A 21,847-nucleotide genomic window follows, 5' to 3' on the forward strand; every position below is an offset into this window, starting at 1 on the left:
CTCACTTCACCGGCAGCACCACGGGCAGGCGCATCGGGTCGAGCCGCCGGTCGAGCCAGCTTGCCCCCCAGTGCAGGTGCGGTCCGGTCGCCCGCCCCGAGGCCCCCACCGCGCCGATCGCCTCGCCGCGCTTCACCCGCTGCCCCGGCTTCACGTCGATGCGGCTCAAATGCGCATACACCGTCTGCAGCCCCAGGCCGTGGTCGATCATCACCGTGCGCCCGGTGTAGAACATGTCCGGATGCACCAGCGACACCACGCCGTCCGCCGCGGCGACGACCGGCGTGCCGGTGGCCGCCGCGATGTCCAGGCCCGAATGCGGCGCCTTCGGCGCGCCGTTCAGCACCCGTTGCGAGCCGAATACGCCGCTCACCACGCCGTTCACCGGGAAGACGAACCCGGAGAGGAAATCCGCCGCTCTTCGGCGGCTTTTGCGCGCGTTTTCAGCCGCCTGCGCGTCGGCCTTGATGCGCGCCATCAACGCGGGCGGCGGCGTCACCTTGTCCTGCGGCAGGCCGTCGATGCGCTGCACCCGCCATTCGCGCGGCGCAACCGCAATCGTCACGACGCTCTGCCCGCCGTCCCCGGCAACCGAGGTCAACTCCGCCCGCGCCGCCGCGTTGCGCCCGAAGCCGAGAACGAACCGCCCCGCCGCATCCACCGGAACCTCGGTCCCATCCAGATAAAGCCGCTCCCCCGGCGCAGCATGCCCGACCACCAGCCCGCCCTGCTCCGCCGCGCCCTCCAACACCGGCGCTCCGGCCCGTGTGGGGGTGGCGAAGAGGAGGAGCGCGGCAAGCAGCGGGGCTGCCGCCCCGTACCCCGCCCGGAGGGTCGCGGCCCCTCCGGACCTCCCATCGGTTTTTGCGCGAAGCGCGATGGAACCGTCACGCGGCGTGACGGTTGATAGCCGCTGCGCGGCGAAAAACGAGTTAGGGGGTCTGGGGCTCGTAGCCCCAGCGGGTCCAGGGCGGAGCCCTGGCCTTGTTTTTTCTGGAGCCGTCACAGCAGCGATCCCTGGCGCGGGTCGGTTTTGCCGGGTTTGGCGGCGGGGCGTTTTGCGCCGTCGGCGGTGGCGTGGACGTCGCCGTCGGCGAAGGCCAGGGTGAGGGCGCTGCCGGGAGCGACGGCGGCGGCGCGGGTGAGCGGCGTGCCGTCGGCGGCGCGGGCGAGGGCGAAGCCGCGGTCGAGGATGCGGCGGTAGGAGAGGGTATCGAGCAGCGCGGCCTGGCGTTCCAGGCGGTTTTGCGCGGCGTCGAGGCGGCGGGCGAAGGCCGTGGCGAGGGTCTGGTTCGCGGTGGAGAGGCGCAGCGCGGCGCGGTCGGCGACCTCGCGCGGGGTGCGCAGCCGCAGACCCAGCGCATCGAGGCGTTCGCCCGCGCGGGAAAGGCGGTTGGCGAGGCCGAGGCCGAGGCGTTCGGCGCGGTCGTCGAGGCGTTGCGTCGCCTCGGCGAGGAGGCGCTCGGGGCGCGGCAGGCCGCGGCAGGTGGCCTCCAGTTGGCGGGCGCGGCTTTCGGTGGCGGAGATCAGGGCGCGCGGCAGGCGCGCGCCGAGTTCGCCGACGCGGGCGATCAGGTCGAGGCGCACCGGCACCGCCATTTCCGCCGCGCCGGTGGGGGTGGGGGCGCGCAGGTCGGCGGCGTAGTCGATGAGGGTGGTGTCGGTTTCGTGGCCGACCGCGGAGATCAGCGGGATCGGGCAGGCGGCGGCGGCGCGCACCACGATTTCCTCGTTGAACGCCCAGAGGTCTTCCAGGCTGCCGCCGCCGCGCGCGACGATGAGGAGGTCGGGCCGGGGAATCGCGCCGCCGGGCGGCAGCGCGGCGAAGCCCGCGATGGCGGCGGCGATTTCGCCCGCCGCTTCCTCGCCCTGCACCCGCACCGGCCAGACCAGCACGCGGCGGGGGAAGCGGTCGCGCAGGCGGTGCAGGATGTCGCGGATCACCGCGCCGGTGGGCGAGGTGACGACGCCGATCACCTCCGGCAGGGCGGGAATGGGTTTTTTGCGTTCGGCGGCGAACAGGCCCTCGGCGGCGAGCTTGCGCTTGCGCTCTTCGAGCAGCTTGAGCAGCGCGCCCTCGCCCGCCACCTCCAGCGCCTCGACGATCATCTGGTATTGCGAGCGCGCGCCGTAGGTGGTGAGGCGGCCGGTGGCGACCACCTCCAGGCCTTCCTCGGGGCGCACCGAGAGGCGGGCGAGCGCGCCGCGCCAGATCACCGCCTCCAGCACCGCCTTGTCGTCCTTGAGGCGCAGGTAGCAGTGGCCGGAGGAGACGACCTTGGGCTGGGAAATCTCGCCGCGCACCCGCACCAGGCCGAAGGCGGATTCCACGGTGCTTTTCAGCGCCGCGGCGAGGGTGGACACGGAGAAATCGGGCTGGTTGTGGGTGGCTTCGGTCATGGCATCCCGGAAAATCCGGCGGCCCGGCAAAGCCGGTTTGCCGCCGCTCGGCAATCGAATTACACTCTGGCAGGCAATCGCGCGGAGGGGAAGTCGGATGAAGATTCTGGTGGTCGGTTCGGGCGGACGGGAGCATGCCCTGTGCTGGGCGATCCGGCGCTCTTCCGCATGTTCCGCGCTTTTTTGCGCGCCCGGCAACGCCGGAATCGCGGCGGTGGCGGCGTGCGTGCCGGTGGACTCCCTCGACGTTCCGGGCATCCTCGCGTTCTGCCGCGAGGAGGGCATCGATTTCGTCGTCGTCGGGCCGGAAGCGCCCCTGGTGGCGGGGCTGGTGGACCGCCTGGAGGAGGCCGGGATTCCGGCGATGGGCCCCTCCGCCGCCGCGGCGCGGCTGGAGGGCTCCAAGGGCTTCATGAAGGATTTCTGCGCCCGCCACGGCATCCCCACGGCGCGCTATGCCCGTTTCACCGATGCGGCGGCGGCCAAGGCCTATGTGGAGGAGGCGGGCGCGCCGATCGTGGTGAAGGCGGACGGCCTGGCCGCGGGCAAGGGCGTGGTGCTGTGCGCCAACGTCGCCGATGCGATCGCCGCCATCGACATGATCATGACCGACCGCGCCTTCGGCGCGGCGGGCGGCGAAGTGGTGATCGAGGAGTTCCTCACCGGCGAGGAGGCGAGCTTCTTCGCCCTGATCGACGGGATCACCGCGGTGCCGCTCGGCGCGGCGCAGGACCACAAGGCGGTGGGCGAGGGCGACACCGGCCCCAACACCGGCGGCATGGGCGCCTATTCCCCCGCGCCGGTGGTCACCCCCGAGATCGCCGAGACGGTGATGAAGACCATCGTGCGCCCCACCGTCGAGGGCATGGCGGCGGAGGGGCACCCCTTCAAGGGCGTGCTGTTCGCCGGGCTGATGATCGGCCCGGAAGGGGCGAAGCTTCTGGAGTTCAACGTGCGCTTCGGCGACCCGGAGTGCCAGGTGCTGATGGCGCGCCTGAAGTCCGACATCGTGCCGCTGTTGCGTGCGGTGCCTGCGGGCGAACTCGACAAGGTGGCGGTGGAGTGGTTCGACGCCGCCGCCCTGGTGGTGGTGATGGCGGCCAGGGGCTACCCCGGCACGGTGGTGAAGGACACCGAGATCCGCAATCTCGCCGCGGCGGACGCGGTGCCGGAGGCGGTGGTGTTCCATGCCGGGACCAGGGCCGAGGGCGGGCGCGTGCTCGCAGTGGGGGGACGTGTGTTGGGCGTCACTGCGCGCGGCCGCGATGTGGGGGAAGCTCAGACCCGTGCATATCAGGCCGTGGACCTGATCGACTGGCCCGAGGGCTTCTGCCGCCGCGACATCGGCTGGCGCGCCGTGAAGGCATGAGGGCGAAGCACATCTTTAAATAAAAAAACCACGCAAACCCAGGGAGATAGCGCTTGTCCAGGGCGCATTTTGCGCTGCCTTGGGGGGGGAGGAAGAATACACTTGCATGTAACTTCGCGTATTCTTATGAAGGTCGAGAGGGTTTCCGCGCAGACGGCGCGCAGGGGTGTGCTAAGGTCTGCGAAAGACCGAGGGGATACCCGCCGAAAGGCGCGGGGTGTCGTAGCGAAGGTGGTGGTTGCCGGAGCCCGGATATGGGGCTCAGGAGAGTCGGGTGTATAGGCCGAAGATACTCGTCGCGTGTCAGGATCAAGCGACTCGGCAACGGTTTGCCGAGACGATGCGTTTTCGCTATCGCGCGGTCGCGGTCGAGGACGGCTGGCTCGCCCTGCACCTGGTCAACACCACCCAGTTTTCCGCCATGGTCATCGCCGAGCGCCTGGAGTCCCTCTCCGGCCTCGACGTCGCCTATTCGGTGCGCGAGAGCCACCGCAACGCCCATGTGCCGATCATGCTGGTGGCGGAGCGGATCACCGCGCGCATCCGCGACATGGTGGAATCCGGCGTCATCGACTGCTGCGTCGATCAGGCCGCCGAGACCGGCTCTTTTCTCTTCGAGTTCAATTCGATGTGCGGCGCACACGCGGAGCGCGCGTGGTCGGCCCTGGAATCCGACGTGGCGCGTGTGCTCTCCACGGCGCGCGGCACCTACAAGGCGGTATTCGCCGCCAGCACCACCGACGAGCCGCTCGACGCCCGCCTGCTGGCGGAGACCGCCGACGCCGTGGTCGAGGCGGTGAAGAACGGCCGCGTCACCGCGGTGATGCGGGCGTTGCAGACCCACGACGACTACACCTTCGTGCACTCGCTCAGCGTGTCCGCGGTGCTCGCCTTCTTCGGCCGCGAGATCGGCATCCGCGACGGCGATCTCGGGGTGATGGCGCAGGCGGGGTTCGCCCACGACTTCGGCAAACGGGTGATGCCGCATGCCATCCTCTACAAGCCCGGCCTGCTGGATACCGCACAGATGGTGGTGATTCGCCGCCATGCGCAGGCCGCGGGCGAAATCCTGCGCCGTTCGGAGGGCATTCCGGCGGAGGTGATCAACGTCGCGGAACGCCACCACGAACGCCTCAACGGCACCGGCTATCCCAACGGCCTCACCGGGGCGGAGATCGACGACCTCTCGATGGTCGCGGCGGTCGGCGACGTGTTCTCCGCGCTCATCGACAACCGCTGCTACAAGCCGCGCTACGCGCCGCAGGAGGCGCTGCGCATGCTGCGCGACATGGCCGGGCCGCACCTCGAACCGCACCACGTGGCGAAGTTCATCGAGGTGATGAACGACACCGGCTTTGCGGCATGGATGGCGCCCCCCCTGGACGAGGGGGTTCCCGGCGAGTAGCGGCGGATTTTCTTTTTCGGAAACGTGTGGTAGGGATCGGCGGCAGAGGCCGCCTTTATTATGCGCGGCGCGCACGCGGGGAGAAGCGGCATGAGCGGAATGCGGTTGGGCTTTCTGGCGGTGGCGGTGGCGGCGGCGCTGGCCGCGGCGCTGGCCGCGCGTTTCCTGATGATCGAGCCGCGCGGCGCCGAGCTGATGTGCTCGATGCAGGGCGCGGCTGCCTGGTGCCCGCTGCGCGCCGCCCTGGCGCCGGTGTTCGACTACCAGGGTTTCGGTATCGCCAGCCTTGCCGCCGGGCTGTTCGCCGCCTGGAAACGCCGCCCCGCCTGGGGGGTGGCCGCGCTTCTCTTCGGCGCGGTGGGGCTGGTGCTGTTCAACGTGGAGCTGGCCGCCGCGGGCGCCGTGCTCGGTCTCATCGCGGTGACGCGGCAGACCCCGGCGCAGGCCGCGTGAACAAAATCGACCCGGCGAGCAGCACCCCCGCAGCCGCCCACAGCCACGCCTGGGCGTTGGCCGCGCCTTCGTGGATCGAAACCCCGATGGCGCTTGCCGCGAGCAGCGCGGCCACCGCCTTTTCCTCGCGCGGCGCGGCGGGCAGGCGGATCAGCGCGAAGCCCACCGCCGGGATCAGGAACATGCTGACCGGGAAGTCGCGGTAGCGCGAATCGAACAGCAGGCCGAGGCTCGAAACCGCCATGCCCGCCACCGCGGCGAAGCGCATCCGCGCCGCCGTGGCGAACGGGCAGAAGCGCGCCCGCGGGCAGGCGCAGGCGGGTTTGTCCGCAGGGCGCAGCCCGGAGAGGATGCGCAGCATCACCCAGGCGAGCCCGGCGGAGAACACCAGCCAGACCCCGTTGACCGCCCATTCCTCGACGCCGCGGCTGGACGCCAGCATGTGGCGCGCCTGTAGCGTCAGGGCGCTCGCCATGGCGAAGCCGCCGACGTCGAGAATCACCACCGTGGAGAGGTCCATCCTCTCGCGCCGGGCCATCGCCGCGCCCACCGGCAGCAGCCCGAGGATCAGCGCCGCGGCGATCCAGGCCGAGGCGTCCGGCCATTCCACCACCGGGCCATGGGTGGAAACCTTCTGCACCCGGTCGGCGTCGAAGAAGCCCCAGGCGCCGCCCACCGTGCCCTCCAGCAGGCGCTTCCACGGCTGGTCGAACGCCTCGATCAGGTTGTAGTCCGCCCCCGCCGCCTCCGCCGCGCTCATGAACTCGCGGATGAAGCGCGTCTGGTTGAGACGGCTCGGCTCCGCGCCCTCGCGGCGGCGGCCCTCCGACGGCCAGCCGACCTCGCCGATGAGAATCGGCTTGCCGGAAAAGCGCTCGCGCATCTGTCGCCACACCGCCATCACGTGCCTGATCGCCGCGTCGATCGGCGTCGGGTCGTCCTCCCAGTAGGGCAGCAGGTGGATGGTGACGAAATCCACGGCATCGGCCAGCTCCGGACTCTTCAGCCAGAACTCCCAGACGTCGGCGTAGGTGACCGGCAGGGGTTGGGCCAGCCCGGCGCGCAGCTGCGCGATATAGGCGGCCAGGCCCGCCGCCGTCTGCTCGCCGCGCAGCAGCACCTCGTTGCCGACGATCAGCCCCTTGATCGCCTCCGGGTGCGCGTTCGCCGCGGCGATCAGGCGCTCGAGCTCCAACCGGTTGTCCGCGTCCTTGCGGCCGATCCACGCCCCGGCGTAGACGCGCATCCCCAGGCGCGCCGCGATCTCCGGCAGCTTGTCCAGCCCCTGGCCGGTGGCATAGGTGCGCACGCAGCCGGTGAAGCCCGACAGCACCTTCAAATCCCGCTCGATCTGTGTGGGCGGGATCACCAGCTTGGCGTCGAAGGGCGACTGGCCGCGCTCGTAGGGCGCATAGGAGACGCAGGCCACCTTCTCCGAACTGCCGTCCGGCAGCGGCTGGGCGCGGCTCTTGTCGTAGAAGAACAATGCGGCGGCAAGCGCGCACAGAACGGAGGCGATCACGGCAGGAGTGCGGGTCATCGGGCGGTTCCCGGCGGAGGGAGAAAAAACGAAGGCGCAAACAGCAATGCAGGCGTGCGGGGGCCCTGTCAACCGCGGTTTTCCCGACGCGTTTTTTCCCTGGCGCGGCGCGCCCGGCGGCTCCAGATTGTAGGCCAGGGGGATACACCGAAGAGAGAAGGAAGAGTTGCCATGTCCGATGCATTCCGGGCCTTCGTCGTCGAAAAGACCGAAGGCGGCGTCACCGGCGCGATCAAGACCCTGACCGAGGCCGACCTCCCCGCCGGAGACGTGCTGGTCTCCGTCGCCGCCTCCAGCCTCAACTACAAGGACGGCCTCGCCGCGCAGGGCCTGGGCAATCTGGTCAAGACCTACCCCCACGTCCCCGGCATCGACCTCGCGGGCACGGTGATCTCCTCCGCCTCGCCGGACTACAAGCCGGGCGACGCCGTGGTGCTCACCGGCTGGTGGGTCGGCGAACGCTATTGGGGCGGCTATGCCCAGAAGGCGCGCGTCAAATCCGAATGGCTGGTGCCGCTGCCCAAGGGCCTCACCCCGCGCCAGGCGATGGCGGTGGGCACCGCCGGGTTCACCGCCATGCTCTGCGTCATGGCGCTGGAGGACGGCGGCGTCGCCCCGGAAAAAGGCCCGGTGCTGGTCACCGGCGCCACCGGCGGCGTCGGCTCGGTCGCCGTCGCCATCCTCGCCAACCTCGGCTACGAGGTCGCCGCGCTCACCGGCAAGGCCTCGGAGCACGCCTACCTGGAAAGCCTGGGCGCGCGCCGCATCGTCGATCGCGCGGAGATGTCCGAACCCCTCGGCAAACCCCTGGAGGCGGAAACCTGGGCCGGCGTCGTCGATACCGTCGGCGGCGTGCCGCTCGCCCGCGCGCTGGCCCAGATGAAATACAACGGCGTCGTCGCCTCCTGCGGCCTCGCCGCCTCGGCGAAACTGGACACCACGGTCATCCCCTTCCTGCTGCGCGGCGTGCGCCTCTCCGGCATCGACTCCGTGATGAAGCCCAAGGCCGACCGGCTTGTGGCCTGGGCGCGCATCGCCAAGGACCTGCCGCTCGCCAAGCTGGAAGCCATCGCCACCGACCACGGCCTCGCCGAAGTGCCGGACCTGGCCAAGCAAATCCTCACCGGCAAGGTCCGCGGCCGTGCCGTGATCGACGTGAACCGGTAAAACCAAAACGTTGCGAGGGGACATCTCCGCCTCGGAAACGCCCACTGGGCGTTTCCGCCGCCTTCGGCGGACGGCTACGATCCCCTCGCGCACCCCATGACTTTGGTTCTTGCGCGTAGCGCCATAGGACCATGCGTGTGGCACGCAACGGCTTATCCCGCTTCGCGGAAAACCAGTTATGGGGTCTGGGGCCCGCGGCACCAGTGGGGTCCAGGGGCAGCGCCCCTGGCCTGGCCTTTTCCCCGCCTATTTACTCGACAGCACCCATTCGCCGGACCAGTTTTCCGGCGGCGGTTCGGCGAGGAAGTGGGCGCAGCGGTCGATATAGAGCTGCGAGGGTTTGTCTTCCGGGCGGGCGGCCAGCGCGCGGGTGAAGGCGGTTTGCGCGGCGGCGAAGTCGCGGCCGCGGTAGAGGCCGATGCCCTCGCGGAAGTGGCCGAGCACCTCGGCCATGTTGGGGAAGCTTTCCGGGGTGTGGAATTCGAGGAGTTCGTAGACGCCGACCGCCTCGGTCTTGCCCTTGACCACCACCTTGTCGATGTCGCGCATGCGGTAGGTGGATTTCAGCTTCTCGACGGTGAATTCGCTGAGGAGCGCCTGTGCGCCGTATTGCTTGGAGGCGCTTTCCAGCCGCGAGGCGAGGTTCACGCCGTCGCCGATGACGGTGTAGTCCATGCGTTTGGGCGAGCCGATGTTGCCGGAGACCACGGTATCGGTGTTGAGCCCGATGCCGATGGCGAGCGGGCGGGAGCCCGCGGCGGTGCGGTGGAGGTTGAAGTCGGCGAGTTCGCGCAGCATGGCGATGGCGGCGCGCACCGCGCGGTCTTCGTCGTCGTCGTGGCCGAGGGGGGTGCCGAACACCGCCATGATCGCGTCGCCGATGAATTTGTCGAGCATGCCGCCTTCCGCCTGGATGCAATCGACCATGCGGGTGAAGTAGGCGTTGAGGAGCTGCACGATGCCCTGGGCGCCGAGTTCCTCCGACAGCGTGGTGAAGCTGCGGATGTCGGAGAACAGCACGGTGGCGGGCTTGGCCTGGCCGCCGAGGATGTCCTCCCCCGCTTCCAGCAGGCGGTCGGCGAGGGCGGCGTCCATGTAGCGGGACATCGTGCTCTTCATGCGTTTTTCCGAGCTGATGTCTTCGATCAGCAGCATCGTGCCCATCGCCTTGCCCTTGCCGTCGCGCAGGGGGGAGACGGTCATGTTGACCGAGACGGTGGCATCGCCGACGGCGAGCGCGGCGTCGATGGTGTGTTCCGGCGCGCCGGTTTCCGTCACCTTGGCGATGCGTTCCAGCACCCATGCGTCGGCGGTGGGAAAGACCTCCGCCGCGGGCTTGTCGGCGAGGTCGCGCGCGGCGCGTTTGAGGATGCGGGCGGCGGCGGCGTTGGCGGTGACGATGTGGCCCTCCGGCGAGACGGTGAGCACGCCGTTGGACATGCTTTCCAGCATGCTCTCGTTGTAGTTCTTCACCGTCTGCACGTCGTCGAAGAGCTTGGCGTTTTCCAGGCCGATGGAGATTTGCGCGGTGAAGGCCTTGAGGCGGGCCTCGTCCTCGGCGGTGAAGACGCCGCCGCGCTTGTTGAGCACCTGGGTGACGCCGATCACCTTGCCCGCCTTGTTGGCCACCGGCACGCAGAGGATGGAGCGGGTGAAGAAGCCGGTCTTCTTGTCGAAGCCGGGGTTGAATCGCAGGTCGGCGTAGGCGTGGGGGATGTTCACCGACCGGCCGGAGGTGAACACCGCGCCCGCGATGCCCGCGGTGTTGGGCAGGCGGATCTTCTGCGCGCCGAGACCTTCGCCGATCTCGGTATAGAGTTCGCCGGTCTTCTCGTCGTTGAGGAAGAGGGTGGAGCGCTCGGCATTCAGCATGCGGGTGACCGCGCTCATGATCTTCTGCAACAGCGGCCCGAGCATGATTTCGGTGGAGGCCTCGGTGACCACGCCGAGGAAGGCGTTCTCCTGCTTGCGGCTCGCCTCCAGGGTCTGCACGAACAGGCTGCCCTTGAGCACGATCGCCGCCTGGGTGTTCATCGCGGTGACCAGGGAGAGGTCGTCGCCGGAAAACGCGCCGTCGATCTTGTTGAGGATCTGCGCGACGCCGATGGGTTCGCCGCGCAGGGTGCGGATCGGCGCGGTGAGCACGTTGCGCGTCTTGAAGCCGGTGCGGCGGTCGATGTCCGGGTTGAAGCGTTCGTCGGCGTAGGCGTCGGGGACGATCAGCCCCGCGCCCTCGGTGAACACGTGACCGGCCAGCCCGCTGCCGTTGAGGATGCGGATTTCGCGGGTGACGCCGCCGACGACGACGCGGGAATAGAGTTCCCGGGTGTCCGGGTCGTTGAGGAAGATGGTGCCGCGTTCGGCCTTGAGCGCCTGGGTGGCGATGTCGATGAGGATTTGCAGCTGCGCGTCCAGGCCTTCCGCCTCGGCCATGCGCTGGGTGAGGTGCAGCAGCAGGCGCTCGGTGTCGCGGGTCTGGGCCTGCCGGGGCTTGCGTGGGGCTTTCATGTCGGGTTCTCCGGCGCGCGGCGGTCCAGCGCATCGCGCAGGGCCTGGACGGTGGCGCGCAGTTCGGCGATTTCGGCGGCGGCCCGCGCCGCGTTTTCCTGGGCGGTCTGGGCGCAGCCGTCGCGCAGGCGTTCCATCTCGTCGCGCAGGGCCGTGGCGGCGGCGCGAAGCTCGGCGATTTCCGCCTGGGCGGCGGCGCGTTCCGACTGTAGCGCGTGGTCGGATTCGAAGGCCTGCGCCTCCAGCGCGTCGCGCAGGCCCTGGACGGTTCCCTGGAGTTGCAGGATGGTGCCGTGGCTTTCGGAGAGCGCCGCCTGCACCGCGGCGTCGCGCCCGGCCTGCGCGGCGTCCAGCGCGTCGCGCAGCGCCTGCACGGTTTCGCGCAGGTGGCGCTCCGTGCGTTCCCGGTCGCTGACCCCGAACTCTTCCGCCGCGGCGTGCATTGTGCCTCACCCTCGTCCGTGTCGCAGTAGATTGCCATAAAACCCGCGTTCTGGAAAAGGTTGCGCGATGGCGGAATTCGATTCATGCGAAGCGTGAAAAACGATCGTTTGCGGCGGAAGCGGGGCATCCTTAATCTTTAATCGATTGGGTCTGTCACTTTTTTGACGGCGGGGACGACTGTCGATGACCGGTGGCCTGGACGAACGCACGGCGGATCATCTGAAAACCTGGGTCGGCCGCACCGAGACGGTGACCGACGAGATCGTCGCCGCGCAGGTCGCGGCGATGTCCGCGACGATCGACCGCGACGACCCGGCCCCCAAGCCCGGCGACCCCCTGCCCCCCCTCTGGCACTGGCTGTTCTTCATGCCGCGGATGCGCCGCTCCCTTCTCGGGCGCGATGGGCACCCGGCGCTCGGCGGCTTTCTGCCGCCGGTGCCGCTGCCGCGGCGGATGTGGGCGGGCAGCCGCCTGACCTGGACCTCGCCGCTCGCCGTCGGCGCGGCGGCGGAGAAGGTCTCCACCGTCGCCGACGTGGCGGTGAAGGAGGGCAAGACCGGGCCCCTGGTGTTCGTCACCGTGCGGCACGAACTGTTCCAGAAGGGCGTTTCCTGCCTGACCGAGGCACACGACATCGTCTACCGCGGCTACGACGCCCCCGGCGCGGCGAAGCCGAAGCCCCTGCCGCCGCCCGGCGTGCCCGAGTTTTCGCGCACCGTGACGCCCGATCCGGTGCTGCTGTTCCGCTATTCGGCGCTGACCTTCAACGGTCACCGCATCCATTACGACCGCAGCTTCTGCACCGGGGAGGAGGGCTATCCCGGCCTCGTCTTCCACGGGCCGCTCACCGCCACCCTGCTGGTGGATCTGGTGCGCGGGCGCTTCCCCGGCGCGGATATCCGGTCGTTCGCATTCCGGGCGGTGAGCCCGCTGTTCGATACTGCTCCGTTTTCCATCCACGGCTGCAAGACCCCACAGTCCGACGACGGAGCGTATACCCTCTGGGCCCAGAACCCGGAGGGCGCACTTGCCATGCAGGCGGAAATCCGGATCGCGGTCTGACCCTCCGCGCCCGGATCGAAGGCCCCGTTTGCAGCGGCAAGACAGGGTAAAGGCTCCGGCTTCGCGCCGGTCCCCTCGTTCCTTTTGGCGCGGGCCGGAGCCTTTCATCCCTCCCCGGGCGGCGTCCCCCGCCCGCCGTCGGCGTGGTCCGTCCGCCATGCCGGCCATTCATGGCGATTCTTTGCCCGGCGCGGCGCAGTGCGACCGGAAAGGCTTTACCTGTCCCGCGTAAACCGGTTTAATACCTCCTGACATAAATCGGACGAAATCGCCGGACTGGGGGTCGAGGTGAGCCGGACGCTGCCGCCGCTGATCGCTCTACGCAGTTTCGAATCCGCCGCGCGGCACTTGAGCTTCAAGGATGCCGCGGAGGAGTTGAGCGTCACGCCCTCGGCGGTGAGCCATCAGATTCACAACCTGGAGACTTTCCTCGGGGTGCGGCTGTTCCACCGCATGAACCGCGCCCTGCGCCTCACCGGCGCGGGGGAAACCTATGTGATGAAGGTGCGCATCGCCTTCGACCAGATCGAACAGGCGACCCGCGACCTCGCGGCGATTTCCGGCACCGACGTGCTCACCCTCACCGCGCCGCCCAGCCTCACCGCCACCTGGCTGGTGCCGCGGCTGAAGGCCTTCCGCGACCAGTTCCCCGACATCGACATCCGCGTCAAGGGCACCATGGACGACGTGGACTATGCGCGCGAGAACGTGGACGCCTCGATCCGCTACGGCTACGGCGACTGGCCGGGGCTGGAGGTGGAGCACCTCTCCACCGAACGCATGCTGGTGCTGTGCAGCCCCTCGCTGCTCAAGAGCGCGGCGCCGATGCGGGTGCCGGGGGACGTGCTCTCCCACCCGCTGATCCATTCCGAATGCCGCCTGACCGGCTGGGGCGACTGGTTGCGCGCCGCTGGCGTGCCCGCGCTGGAGGCTCTGGGCGGCTTCCGCTTCACCCATTCCGCGCACTCGCTGCGCGCCGCCGCCGACGGCCTGGGCGTCGCCCTGGAAAACGACCTGATGGCGGCGGACTACCTGGCGGAGGGGGTGCTGGTCGCGCCGTTCGCCGCCGACGTCAAGGTGTCCCGCCCCGCCGGATATTACTTCGTCTGTCCCGCCGACAATTTGCAGGTTCCGAAAATCCGCGCGGTGCGCGACTGGCTGCGCGAGGAGTTCCGCGCCTCCGATGCGCACTGCCTCGCCCGCGCCGAAATGGTAAACCTCGCGTCTTCTTGACGATTGTCATTCTTTGTTGGGTATCGGTTGTGTTCTCCTCGTAGTGCCCCGCCATGTCTGGGGTGCGGGCCAATCAAAAAACCTGTCCGCTCCGGGAAAGAAACCAAGAAAGGGAACAAACGATGCGACGCATGATGATGCGCAGCGCGGCGGTTTTTCTGCTTTGCACGGTTGCGGGCCTGTCGTCGGCGTATGCTGCCGACGAGGAAATCCGGTGCGCCAAGAACGGCGCCTTGACCTATCTCTTCGCCCACGGGTTGAACGGTTCGCCGAACGAGTGGCACCACTTCGTGATGAAGGTGCGCGACAAGAACAAGGACTACGGCATCTGGCGCACCCAGGTGAGCAAGCTCGGCCACATCAAGGAACGCGCCAAGGAGCTTGCCGACTTCATCAAGAAGGCGGCGAAGAAATGCGGCACGGCGGAGAAGAGCGTCGTCGCCGTCGGCCACAGCATGGGCGGCCTCGACCTGCGCAACATCGTCGGCAGCTATCCGAAGGAGCGCAAGTACCTCAAGGCGGTCTACACCATCGCCACGCCGCACCTCGGCGACCCCAACGCCTGCGCCGCGCCCGGCGGTTCGCACGACCTGTGCGGCCATCCGGACGACACCGGCAAGGATTCGCCGATGAAGTCGTTCAACAACAGGCACCCGTCCTCGGAGTTCAAGACCGCGGGCATCGCCTTCGAGGCGTTCTGGTACGAGTGCAAGGCCAACAAGCCGGGCGAAGACGGCGTGGTGCCGGTGAAGTCGCAGAAGTGGCACGGCGCGGATATCGCCCGCCGCGACGGCGGCGTCGGCTGGCACAAGGTGAAGCACCACTCCACCATCGAGGCCTCCAACTGCGAAGACCAGCACGGCTGCAAGCCCGAACTCTGCCAGAACAAGGAGATCGAGCACATCATGAGCGTGCAAACCAAGAAGTGACCGGCTATGCCGAACGAGTCCGACCGTCCGCGCCCTGCCGGGCGCGGGCGGCGAATCTGGGGGACGCGATGCGTATGCCGAAATCCGGTTGGGGGTGCCTGGCCCTGTTGAGCGCGGCGCTGCTCGGCGGTTGCGAAACGATGACCGCGGCGGCCCCGCCGCCCGCCGAAACGCCGATGCCGCTCGCGCAGTCCGAGGCGGGCCGCCATGTCCGCGAGGGGCTGGCCGCCCTGCGCGCGGGCAGAAGCGCGGCGGCGGTGGCGGCGTTCAACCGCGCGCTCTCCCAGGCTCCGTCGCAGGCCGGGCTGCATCTTCTCGCCGGGTTCGCCTATCACCTCGATTATCTGCACGGCAACTTTGCGGCGCGCGACCTGGCGGAGACCGGCTACATCGTCGCCGCGCAGCTCGACCCCAGCCTCACCCTGGCGCAGTTGCAGCTCGGGCGGCTCTATCTCGACAGCAGGCGTCCGGCGATGGCGCAGGCCGCCTTCCTCAAGGCCTTGGACGCCGAGCCGGACGATGCCGAGGCGGTGGAAGGGCTTGCCGTCGCCTCCTATTACGCGCGCGACCTGCAAAGCGCGGTGGGCGCGGTGCGGCGGCTGCCCGCGTTGCGCCCGGTGCGCGCCGAGGATGCGCGCGACGCCGCGATGATCTATGCCGCGGCGGGGCTCGGCGGCGAAGCGGCGGCGGCGCGCGCCCGCTTCGCCGAGTTGGGCGGCGCCACGGCGGCGGAGCGCCTGCTCGACCGCCGCATGGCGCAATGGCGCGCGGTGCACGCCCAGGTCGGGCCGCAGGTGGCGGCGAATCCCTACATCGACGACGACGACGACGCCAAGGACGCCAAGAAAGGGAATGCGGAGAGTGGCGGCGGCGGAAACGGACCGAAGCCCGCCTCCCCCAACTGGGCGGACTGCCCGCAGTGGCTGGCCGGAGCGCCCGACACCGCGATCTTCGAGACCGATGACGGCGACGGGGATTCCGGCACCGCCAACGTGCGGCCGCTGCGGCCGCTGCCCAGCCCCTGCGTCGGCGGACGGACGCCGCGCATGGCGGTGATCGACGCGACGATCATCCGCACCGAGGAGGTGCTCTACAATTCCCACGGCGTGAACCTGCTGGACGGTCTTTCGGTGATGTTCACCGGCAACCGCAGCTTCACCCACGGCACTCCCTCCTCGGGGAGCGACAGCAGCACCCATTCGAGCAGCCTGACCATCGCGCTGCCGACCGCGGGGGTGAGCTATTCCCTCAACATCGCCAACGCCTCGGACCTGCGCAACGACGTGCTGGCGCGGCCCTCGCTGATCGCGCTCGACCGCCAGCCCTCGGTGTTCTTCTCCGGCAACAACATCACCGTGTCGGTCTCCGGCAGCATTTCCGACGGCGACCTCGAGGACAAGCTGGTGGGCGTCAGCCTGGCGGTGACCCCCACCTTCCTCGACGACGACACCCTGCTGCTGGCGGTCAAGGCGGCGCGTTCCGCGATCGAGGACTCCAGCGCCGGAACCTTCACCGAGGCGCTCAACACCTCTCTCAACTCGGTCAGCGCCAACGTGATGATGCGCATGGACCAGAGCCTGGTGCTCTCCGGCCTCACCGAGAAGACCAACCAGTCGCTGCGCGACCGCACCCCGGTGCTCGGCGACCTTCCCGGCCTGCAATATCTGTTCAGCTCTTCGCAGAAGGAACAGGTGCAGCGCTCCATCCTGGTGGTGCTGACGCCGCGCCGCCCGGTCACCGACGATGCCGCCGCGGTTCCCTCCGACCCGCGCGTCGCGGAGATGCGCGACCGTCTGCGCGGCGAACTGGCGCTGCCGCCGGTGACGCTCTCGGCGATGCGGATGCTCGCCTCCAACCGCTACGTCGCGCAGTACCGGAGCGGCGATATCGCCGCCGACGCCTGGAAGGCGCGCAACGCCTTCGACCGCCTGATCGACGACGCCGTGCGGATTCTCTATTTCTGAGCGGGCGGGCACACTGCGGCGAACAGGGCGGCGGGTTCGCCGCCGCCGGTCCACGCCTCGGGCGGCGGCAGGAGACCGCCTTCCGGCCGCGTTGCCGGGGCGCGGCGGCGGCCCGCGCAATCGACGAACTGCCGCATCTCGATGACCTCGGCATTGCGCGCGAGAAGCAGCGTCCGCGCGACGTACACGCCGGGGGCTTCCGGGTTGGAGAGGGTGGCGGCGCGGTCCGCCACGACCAGGGAGCCGGTGCGCGGCCAAAGGTGGGTCCAGAACTCCAGGGTGGAGGTCTCGGGCAGGCGCAGCGCCACGGTCATCTGCGGCGGCAGGGCGGCGGCGGTGCGCTCCGCCCAGGTATAGCGCTCCCATTGCGTATAGGCGAACAGGCCGAGCCCCGCGGCGGCGAGCAGCACCGCCGGCGGCGCGCGCCGTCCGAGCAGGCGGAAGGCGAGCAGCGCCGCCCCGGCGGCGGCGAAGGCGACGCAGGCGGCGACGATCAGGGTGAACAGCATCGGGGTCTCCCTCAGAGCAGGTCGCGCAGCGGCGCGGGGGCCTTGCCGCTGCACGCGGCGGCTTCGGCGAGGAACAGTTCGGCGCAGGCGAGCGCATCGGCGAGCGCGTCGTGGCTTCTGTGGCGCGGCAGGCCGCGGCGGCGGCGGCAGGAGGACAACCGCAGCTCGCCGTTGGCGAGGACCGCGTTGCCGCGGGTGGCGTTGCGTTTCGCCAGGGCCAGGGTGTCCGCCCACGGCGTCACCAGCGGCCGGCCATAAACCGCGCGGCAGGCCCGCGACAAAAAGGCGCGCTCCACCGCCGCATGATGGGCGATGGGAATGCGCCCGGCAAGCGCGGCGAGCAGGCGCGCCAAGGCGGCTTCGAGCGGCCCCGCCGCGGCGAGGCGGTCGTCGAGGAGGCCGTGCACCTTGGCCGCCGCCTCGCCCACCGGGCAGTTCGGCCGCACCAGAAGATGTTCCGCCCCGGCGAGGCGCACCCGCCCTCCGATCACCGGGACGAAGCCGATGCTGACGATCTCGTCGCCGCGGGTCAGGCCGGTGGTCTCGATGTCCACGGCGAGAAACTCGGCGCGGGTATACGGGGTGTCGGCGGTGGGCGTATCGATGCGGTAATAGGACTTGAGCGGGCCGGGCGGGCAGAGCGCCGCGAGACCCCATCGGGTGATATCGGTGCCGAAGAGCGGGCTCCACATCTTCAGAAGCGGCTGAGCTGATAGGCGGAGGCCATGGAAGCCTGCATCTCCTTGACCACCTGGAAGGCGCTTTTCAGGTTGCCGCGCTCGAAGCCCGACAGCGTCTTGGGGTCGAGGAAGTTGTCGGGCGGCGCGCCCTCGCGGATCTGCCGCGCCTGATGGCGGAGACGGGTGAGGCCGATGAACTCCAGGGCGTCCTTCAGGTCCATCGCGCCCTGGCGGCTGATCTCCCCCGCCTCGGCGGCGGCGAGCAGGCGCTCCTGGGTGTTGGCCGCGGCGATCCCGGCGGAGAGCGCGTGCACCCGCGCCATATCGACGATCGGCACCGCGCCGCTGTGCTTGAGGTCCAGCGTGTTGTCGTGCGCCCCGTCGGAGACCAGCACGAAGCCGCGGAAGAAGCCGATGGGCGGCGCGTGGTGCATCGCGTTGGCCGCCATGTGGGCGAGGAAGATGCGGTTCCTGCGGCTCTCCTCCAAAACGGCGCGCGAAAGATCCTCCCACAGCGCCGCCTTGCCGCCGATGCAGCGCAGGTCGAAGAAGATGCACGACAGCATCAGCGCCCTGGGTTCCGGTTCGCGAATCCACCGCTCGAAATACGTGCGCCAGGCCGAGAGCGGCTGCCGCCAGAGCGGCGTCGCCGCCATCATCTCGCCGGGGCAATAGGCATAGCCGCAGGCGGCCAGCCCATCGACGACGAAACGGGAAAGCGCCGCGAAATAGCCGCCGTGCGCCGCTTCGTCGAAGCGGTCGTCGAGCAGCAGGCAGTTGTCCTGGTCGGAGACCGCGGTCTGCTCCTGCCGCCCCTGCGAACCCGCGGCAAGCCAGGCATAGGGCGTCGGCGGCGGCCCCAGTTCCGCCTCCGCCAGGCGCAAGAGGGCGCGGGTCACCGCGTCGGTGACCGCGGTGACCACCTGGCCGACGCTGTGGGCGGTGGCTCCGGCCTCGGCCATCTGCGCCGCCACCCGCGGCACGCGGCGCACCAGGGGCGGCAACTCGGCGGCGGCGGCGGCGGCGTGCACGGCGCGGGTGATGGTGAGCGGCGAAAGGGTCTGCGCCTCGGCGAGGACGGAGGAGGAGAGGCAGCCGACCAGGCGGCCCTTGTCCAGCACCGGCAGGTGGTGGATGCCGTGGCGGCTCATCAACAGCAGCGCGGCGAACGAAGGGTCCCCCGCCTGCACGCACATCGGCTGCGGCGACATCACGGCGCTCACCGGCTCGTCGCCGCTGCGTCCCGCGGCCACCACCTTGCCGCGCAGGTCGCGGTCGGTGAGGATGCCGACCAGTTCGCCGCCTTCGACGATGAGGGCGGAACTCACCCGTTCCGCCTGCATCGCCGCGGCGGCCTCGCGGATGGAGGCGCTGCGCGGCACGGTGACCGGGCCGCGGGTGAGCAGATCGCCGACGCTGCGCGACAGCAGGTCGAAGCTCTTGTGTTCGGGGGCGGCCTCGACGGCGGCGGCGAGGCCGCCGCCGTCGAACACCGCGAATGCCCCGCCGAAGGCCGGGTGTTCGCGGCGCAGGGTGGAAAACGTCTCGGCGGGCAGCAGGTAGATCAGGCAGTCCTCGATCGCGGCGGTGCGGCCGCCCGCCACGCCGCCGCGCAGCAGGTCCTGCGCGGCGAAGCATTCGCCCTCGGCGGCGCGGCCGAGCAGGCGGCCGTCGGGCGCGAGGCTTTCCACCGCGCCGGTGCGGACGATGTGGAGATGGGCAAGCGGCGCGCCGGGCGCGAGCACCGTGGCCCCCTTGCGCACGTAGGCGATTTCGATGGTCCGCGCCGCCGCGGCGCGCGCCTCTTCCGGCAGCAGGTCGAACGGATGGTGCCCCCCCAGGAAGTCCTGAACCTCGGCGATTTCCGGCGTCACGGCGTCTCCCCCGGCATGGCGGGCGAACCCCGCGAAGGGGTTCGCCCAAGTGTTGCGGCCCGCGGCCTCAGTGGCTGTGCGCGCTGCCCGCGCCCGCGGGCAGGCGGATGTTTTCGATCAGGTCCTGCACCTCCTTCGGCGGGCGGGCGGTGAGCTTGCTCACCACGAAGGTCACGCCGAAGTTGAGCGCCGCGCCGACCGTGCCGATGCCCTCCGGCGAGATGCCGAACAGCCAGTTCTCGGGCACGTTCTTCGCCATCGGCGTGATGAAGATCCCCTTGAAGTAGAGGATGTAGCCGAAGGTGAAGGCCAGGCCGGTGAGCATCCCGGTGACGGCGCCCTCGCGGGTCACCGATTTGGAGAAGATGCCCATCAGGATCGCCGGGAACAACGAGGCCGCCGCCAGACCGAAGGCGAAGGCCACCACCTGCGCGACGAAGCCGGGCGGGTTGTAGCCGAGGTAACCGGCGATGCCGACCGCCACCGCGGCCGCGATGCGCCCGACCATGAGTTCCTGCTTCTCCGACATATTGGGTGTCAGAGCGCCCTTGAACACGTCGTGCGAGATCGCCGAGGAGATCACCAGCAACAGCCCCGCCGCGGTGGAGAGAGCCGCCGCGATGGCGCCCGCGGCGACGAGGGCGATCACCCAGTCCGGCAACCCGGCGATCTCCGGGTTGGCCAGCACCATGATGTCGTTGTCCACCTTGAGTTCGCTGCCTTTCCAGCCGAAGGCTTCCGCCTTGGCGGCGAAGGCCGGGTTGGCGTCGTTGTAGTACTGGATGCGGCCGTCGCCGTTCTTGTCGGCGAACTTGATGAGGCCGGTCTCTTCCCAGCGCTTGAACCAGTCCGGGCGCTGCTCGTAGACGATGTTGGAGCTGGGTTGGCCGACCGCGCCGTGCTGGATGGTGGTGGTGAGGTTGTAGCGCGCCATCGCGCCCACCGCCGGGGCGACGGTGTAGAGCAACGCGATGAACACCAGCGCCCAACCCGCGGAGGTCCGCGCGTCGCGCACCTTCGGCACGGTGAAGAAGCGCACGATCACGTGCGGCAGGCCCGCGGTGCCGATCATCAGCGCCATGGTGATGGCGAAGATGTCGATGGTGCTCTTGTTGCCCGAGGTGTAGGCGGCGAAGCCGAGGTCGGTGACCACGGTGTTGAGCCTGTCGAGCAGGTGTCCCCCACCGTCGGTGAGCGAGGCCCCGAGGCCGAGCTGCGGCAGCACGTGTCCGGTGAGCTGCACCGAGATGAAGATCGCCGGAATGGTGTAGGCGATGATCAGCACCACGTACTGCGCCACCTGGGTATAGGTGATGCCCTTCATGCCGCCGAGCACCGCGTAGACGAACACCACGCCCATGCCGACGATCAGGCCGGTGGTGATTTTGACTTCGAGGAAACGCGAGAACACGATGCCGACGCCGCGCATCTGCCCGGCGACGTAGGTGAAGGAGATGAAGATCAGGCAGACCACCGCCACCATGCGCGCGCCCTTGGAGTAGTAGCGGTCGCCGATGAACTCGGGGACGGTGAACTTGCCGTACTTGCGCAGATAAGGCGCAAGCAGCATGGCGAGCAGCACGTAGCCGCCGGTCCAGCCCATCAGGTAGACCGAGCCGCCGTAGCCGAGGAAGGCGATGAGGCCGGCCATGGAAATGAAGGACGCCGCCGACATCCAGTCGGCGCCGGTGGCCATGCCGTTGGCGATGGGGTGCACGCCGCCGCCCGCGACGTAGAACTCGCCGGTGCTGCCGGCGCGGGACCAGAAGGCGATGCCGATGTAGACGGCGAAGGAGAGCCCGACGACGATGTAGGTGAGAAGTTTGAGATCCATGTCTGTCTCCTCAGCCTTCATCGACGCCGTGATCGCGGTCGATGGCGTTCATCCGCCGCGCGTAAAAGAAGATCAAAGCGATGAATACGTAGATGGAGCCCTGCTGGGCGAACCAGAAACCGAGCTTGTAGCCTCCGAGGCTGATGGTGTTCATCGCATCGACGAAGAGGATGCCGAAGCCGTAGCTGACGACGAACCAGACGAACAGGCAGCCCAAAATCAGCTTGGTGGAGGCCGACCAATAGGAGGCGGCGATGGCGGCTTTGTCTGACGAATCGATATGTGTCTTCATTCCGTCAAGTCTCCAGGTTGTCCCTATTCTCGAGGTCTTGCTCCGATGTGCGGAGTGGCCCCCGGCCCATGCCGTGGCCCTGGCCGAAAGACATAGGCATTTCGGCGCGGGAAAAAAGGCACAAATATTTCTTTTGGTTGATATACCAAACCAAAGGGTGTGCTCAGTGGCGTGATTTCCACCT

General features: G+C 69.3%; 18 protein-coding genes. 8 read left to right on the forward strand and 10 right to left on the reverse strand.

Annotation, left to right across the window (positions count from 1 at the left end; all coding sequences use genetic code 11):
- Position 1: 1 nt before the first annotated feature.
- Positions 2-751: a M23 family metallopeptidase gene (locus O7R11_RS05650; RefSeq protein WP_337996519.1), complete on the reverse strand. Its 750-nt coding sequence runs from the start codon at positions 749-751 to the stop codon at positions 2-4.
- A 251-nt stretch (positions 752-1,002) separates the two neighbouring features.
- Entirely contained in the window at positions 1,003-2,400 is a 1,398-nt protein-coding gene (gene xseA / locus O7R11_RS05655) for an exodeoxyribonuclease VII large subunit (RefSeq protein ID WP_337996520.1), read from the reverse strand.
- A gap of 97 nt (positions 2,401-2,497) precedes the next feature.
- Between xseA and purD the strand changes: the two genes are divergently transcribed.
- The 3 genes from purD (at position 2,498) to O7R11_RS05670 (ending at position 5,627) form a co-directional block, all read left to right on the forward strand.
- On the forward strand, positions 2,498-3,769 hold the full coding sequence (gene purD / locus O7R11_RS05660) for a phosphoribosylamine--glycine ligase (protein WP_337996521.1): 1,272 nt from the start codon (positions 2,498-2,500) through the stop codon (positions 3,767-3,769).
- A gap of 340 nt (positions 3,770-4,109) precedes the next feature.
- Positions 4,110-5,174, forward strand: coding sequence for an HD-GYP domain-containing protein (locus tag O7R11_RS05665; protein WP_337996522.1), 1,065 nt, complete (start codon positions 4,110-4,112; stop codon positions 5,172-5,174).
- A 90-nt stretch (positions 5,175-5,264) separates the two neighbouring features.
- Positions 5,265-5,627, forward strand: a complete 363-nt coding sequence (locus tag O7R11_RS05670; RefSeq protein ID WP_337996523.1) for a hypothetical protein — start codon at positions 5,265-5,267, stop codon at positions 5,625-5,627.
- Here O7R11_RS05670 and O7R11_RS05675 read toward each other — a convergent pair.
- Entirely contained in the window at positions 5,587-7,167 is a 1,581-nt protein-coding gene (locus O7R11_RS05675; RefSeq protein WP_337996524.1) for a glycoside hydrolase family 17 protein, read from the reverse strand. The two genes, O7R11_RS05670 and O7R11_RS05675, sit on opposite strands and share 41 nt — an antisense overlap.
- 171 nt (positions 7,168-7,338) lie before the next feature.
- Here O7R11_RS05675 and acuI point away from each other — a divergent pair, with 171 nt between their 5' ends.
- Entirely contained in the window at positions 7,339-8,334 is a 996-nt protein-coding gene (gene acuI, locus O7R11_RS05680) for an acrylyl-CoA reductase (NADPH) (protein ID WP_337996525.1), read from the forward strand.
- Between the two features lie 246 nt (positions 8,335-8,580).
- Here the strand turns inward: acuI and O7R11_RS05685 are convergent, their stop codons facing one another.
- Positions 8,581-10,842, reverse strand: a complete 2,262-nt coding sequence (locus O7R11_RS05685; protein ID WP_337996526.1) for a GAF domain-containing protein — start codon at positions 10,840-10,842, stop codon at positions 8,581-8,583.
- The gene (locus O7R11_RS05690) at positions 10,839-11,285 is read right to left on the reverse strand and encodes a hypothetical protein (RefSeq protein WP_337996527.1); all 447 of its coding nucleotides are present in this window, start codon (positions 11,283-11,285) and stop codon (positions 10,839-10,841) included. The genes O7R11_RS05685 and O7R11_RS05690 overlap by 4 nt, the downstream gene beginning before the upstream one ends.
- Before the next feature lie 184 nt (positions 11,286-11,469).
- Here O7R11_RS05690 and O7R11_RS05695 point away from each other — a divergent pair, with 184 nt between their 5' ends.
- From O7R11_RS05695 to O7R11_RS05710, 4 genes are all read left to right on the forward strand, one after another.
- On the forward strand, positions 11,470-12,348 hold the full coding sequence (locus O7R11_RS05695) for an HTD2 family dehydratase (RefSeq protein WP_337996528.1): 879 nt from the start codon (positions 11,470-11,472) through the stop codon (positions 12,346-12,348).
- A 288-nt stretch (positions 12,349-12,636) separates the two neighbouring features.
- Entirely contained in the window at positions 12,637-13,581 is a 945-nt protein-coding gene (gcvA, locus tag O7R11_RS05700) for a transcriptional regulator GcvA (protein WP_337996529.1), read from the forward strand.
- A gap of 122 nt (positions 13,582-13,703) precedes the next feature.
- The gene (locus O7R11_RS05705) at positions 13,704-14,510 is read left to right on the forward strand and encodes an esterase/lipase family protein (RefSeq protein ID WP_337996530.1); all 807 of its coding nucleotides are present in this window, start codon (positions 13,704-13,706) and stop codon (positions 14,508-14,510) included.
- A 74-nt stretch (positions 14,511-14,584) separates the two neighbouring features.
- Complete coding sequence (locus O7R11_RS05710) at positions 14,585-16,474, forward strand: hypothetical protein (RefSeq protein ID WP_337996531.1); 1,890 nt, start codon at positions 14,585-14,587, stop codon at positions 16,472-16,474.
- On the opposite strand, the gene O7R11_RS05715 is transcribed toward O7R11_RS05710, so the two are convergent.
- The 5 genes from O7R11_RS05715 to O7R11_RS05735 all read right to left on the reverse strand — a co-directional run bounded on the left by O7R11_RS05715 (position 16,465) and on the right by O7R11_RS05735 (position 21,663).
- Entirely contained in the window at positions 16,465-16,983 is a 519-nt protein-coding gene (locus O7R11_RS05715; protein WP_337996532.1) for a hypothetical protein, read from the reverse strand. The genes O7R11_RS05710 and O7R11_RS05715 overlap by 10 nt on opposite strands.
- An 11-nt stretch (positions 16,984-16,994) precedes the next feature.
- Positions 16,995-17,675: an exonuclease domain-containing protein gene (locus tag O7R11_RS05720; protein ID WP_337996533.1), complete on the reverse strand. Its 681-nt coding sequence runs from the start codon at positions 17,673-17,675 to the stop codon at positions 16,995-16,997.
- A 2-nt stretch (positions 17,676-17,677) separates the two neighbouring features.
- Entirely contained in the window at positions 17,678-19,537 is a 1,860-nt protein-coding gene (locus O7R11_RS05725) for a DUF294 nucleotidyltransferase-like domain-containing protein (protein ID WP_337996534.1), read from the reverse strand.
- A gap of 67 nt (positions 19,538-19,604) precedes the next feature.
- Entirely contained in the window at positions 19,605-21,371 is a 1,767-nt protein-coding gene (locus tag O7R11_RS05730) for a sodium:solute symporter family protein (protein ID WP_337996535.1), read from the reverse strand.
- A gap of 10 nt (positions 21,372-21,381) precedes the next feature.
- Positions 21,382-21,663: a DUF4212 domain-containing protein gene (locus O7R11_RS05735; protein ID WP_337996536.1), complete on the reverse strand. Its 282-nt coding sequence runs from the start codon at positions 21,661-21,663 to the stop codon at positions 21,382-21,384.
- Positions 21,664-21,847: the final 184 nt, after the last annotated feature.

The sequence above is a fragment of the Oleispirillum naphthae genome, assembly GCA_027864655.1.
Classification (GTDB): domain Bacteria; phylum Pseudomonadota; class Alphaproteobacteria; order Rhodospirillales; family Rhodospirillaceae; genus Oleispirillum; species Oleispirillum naphthae.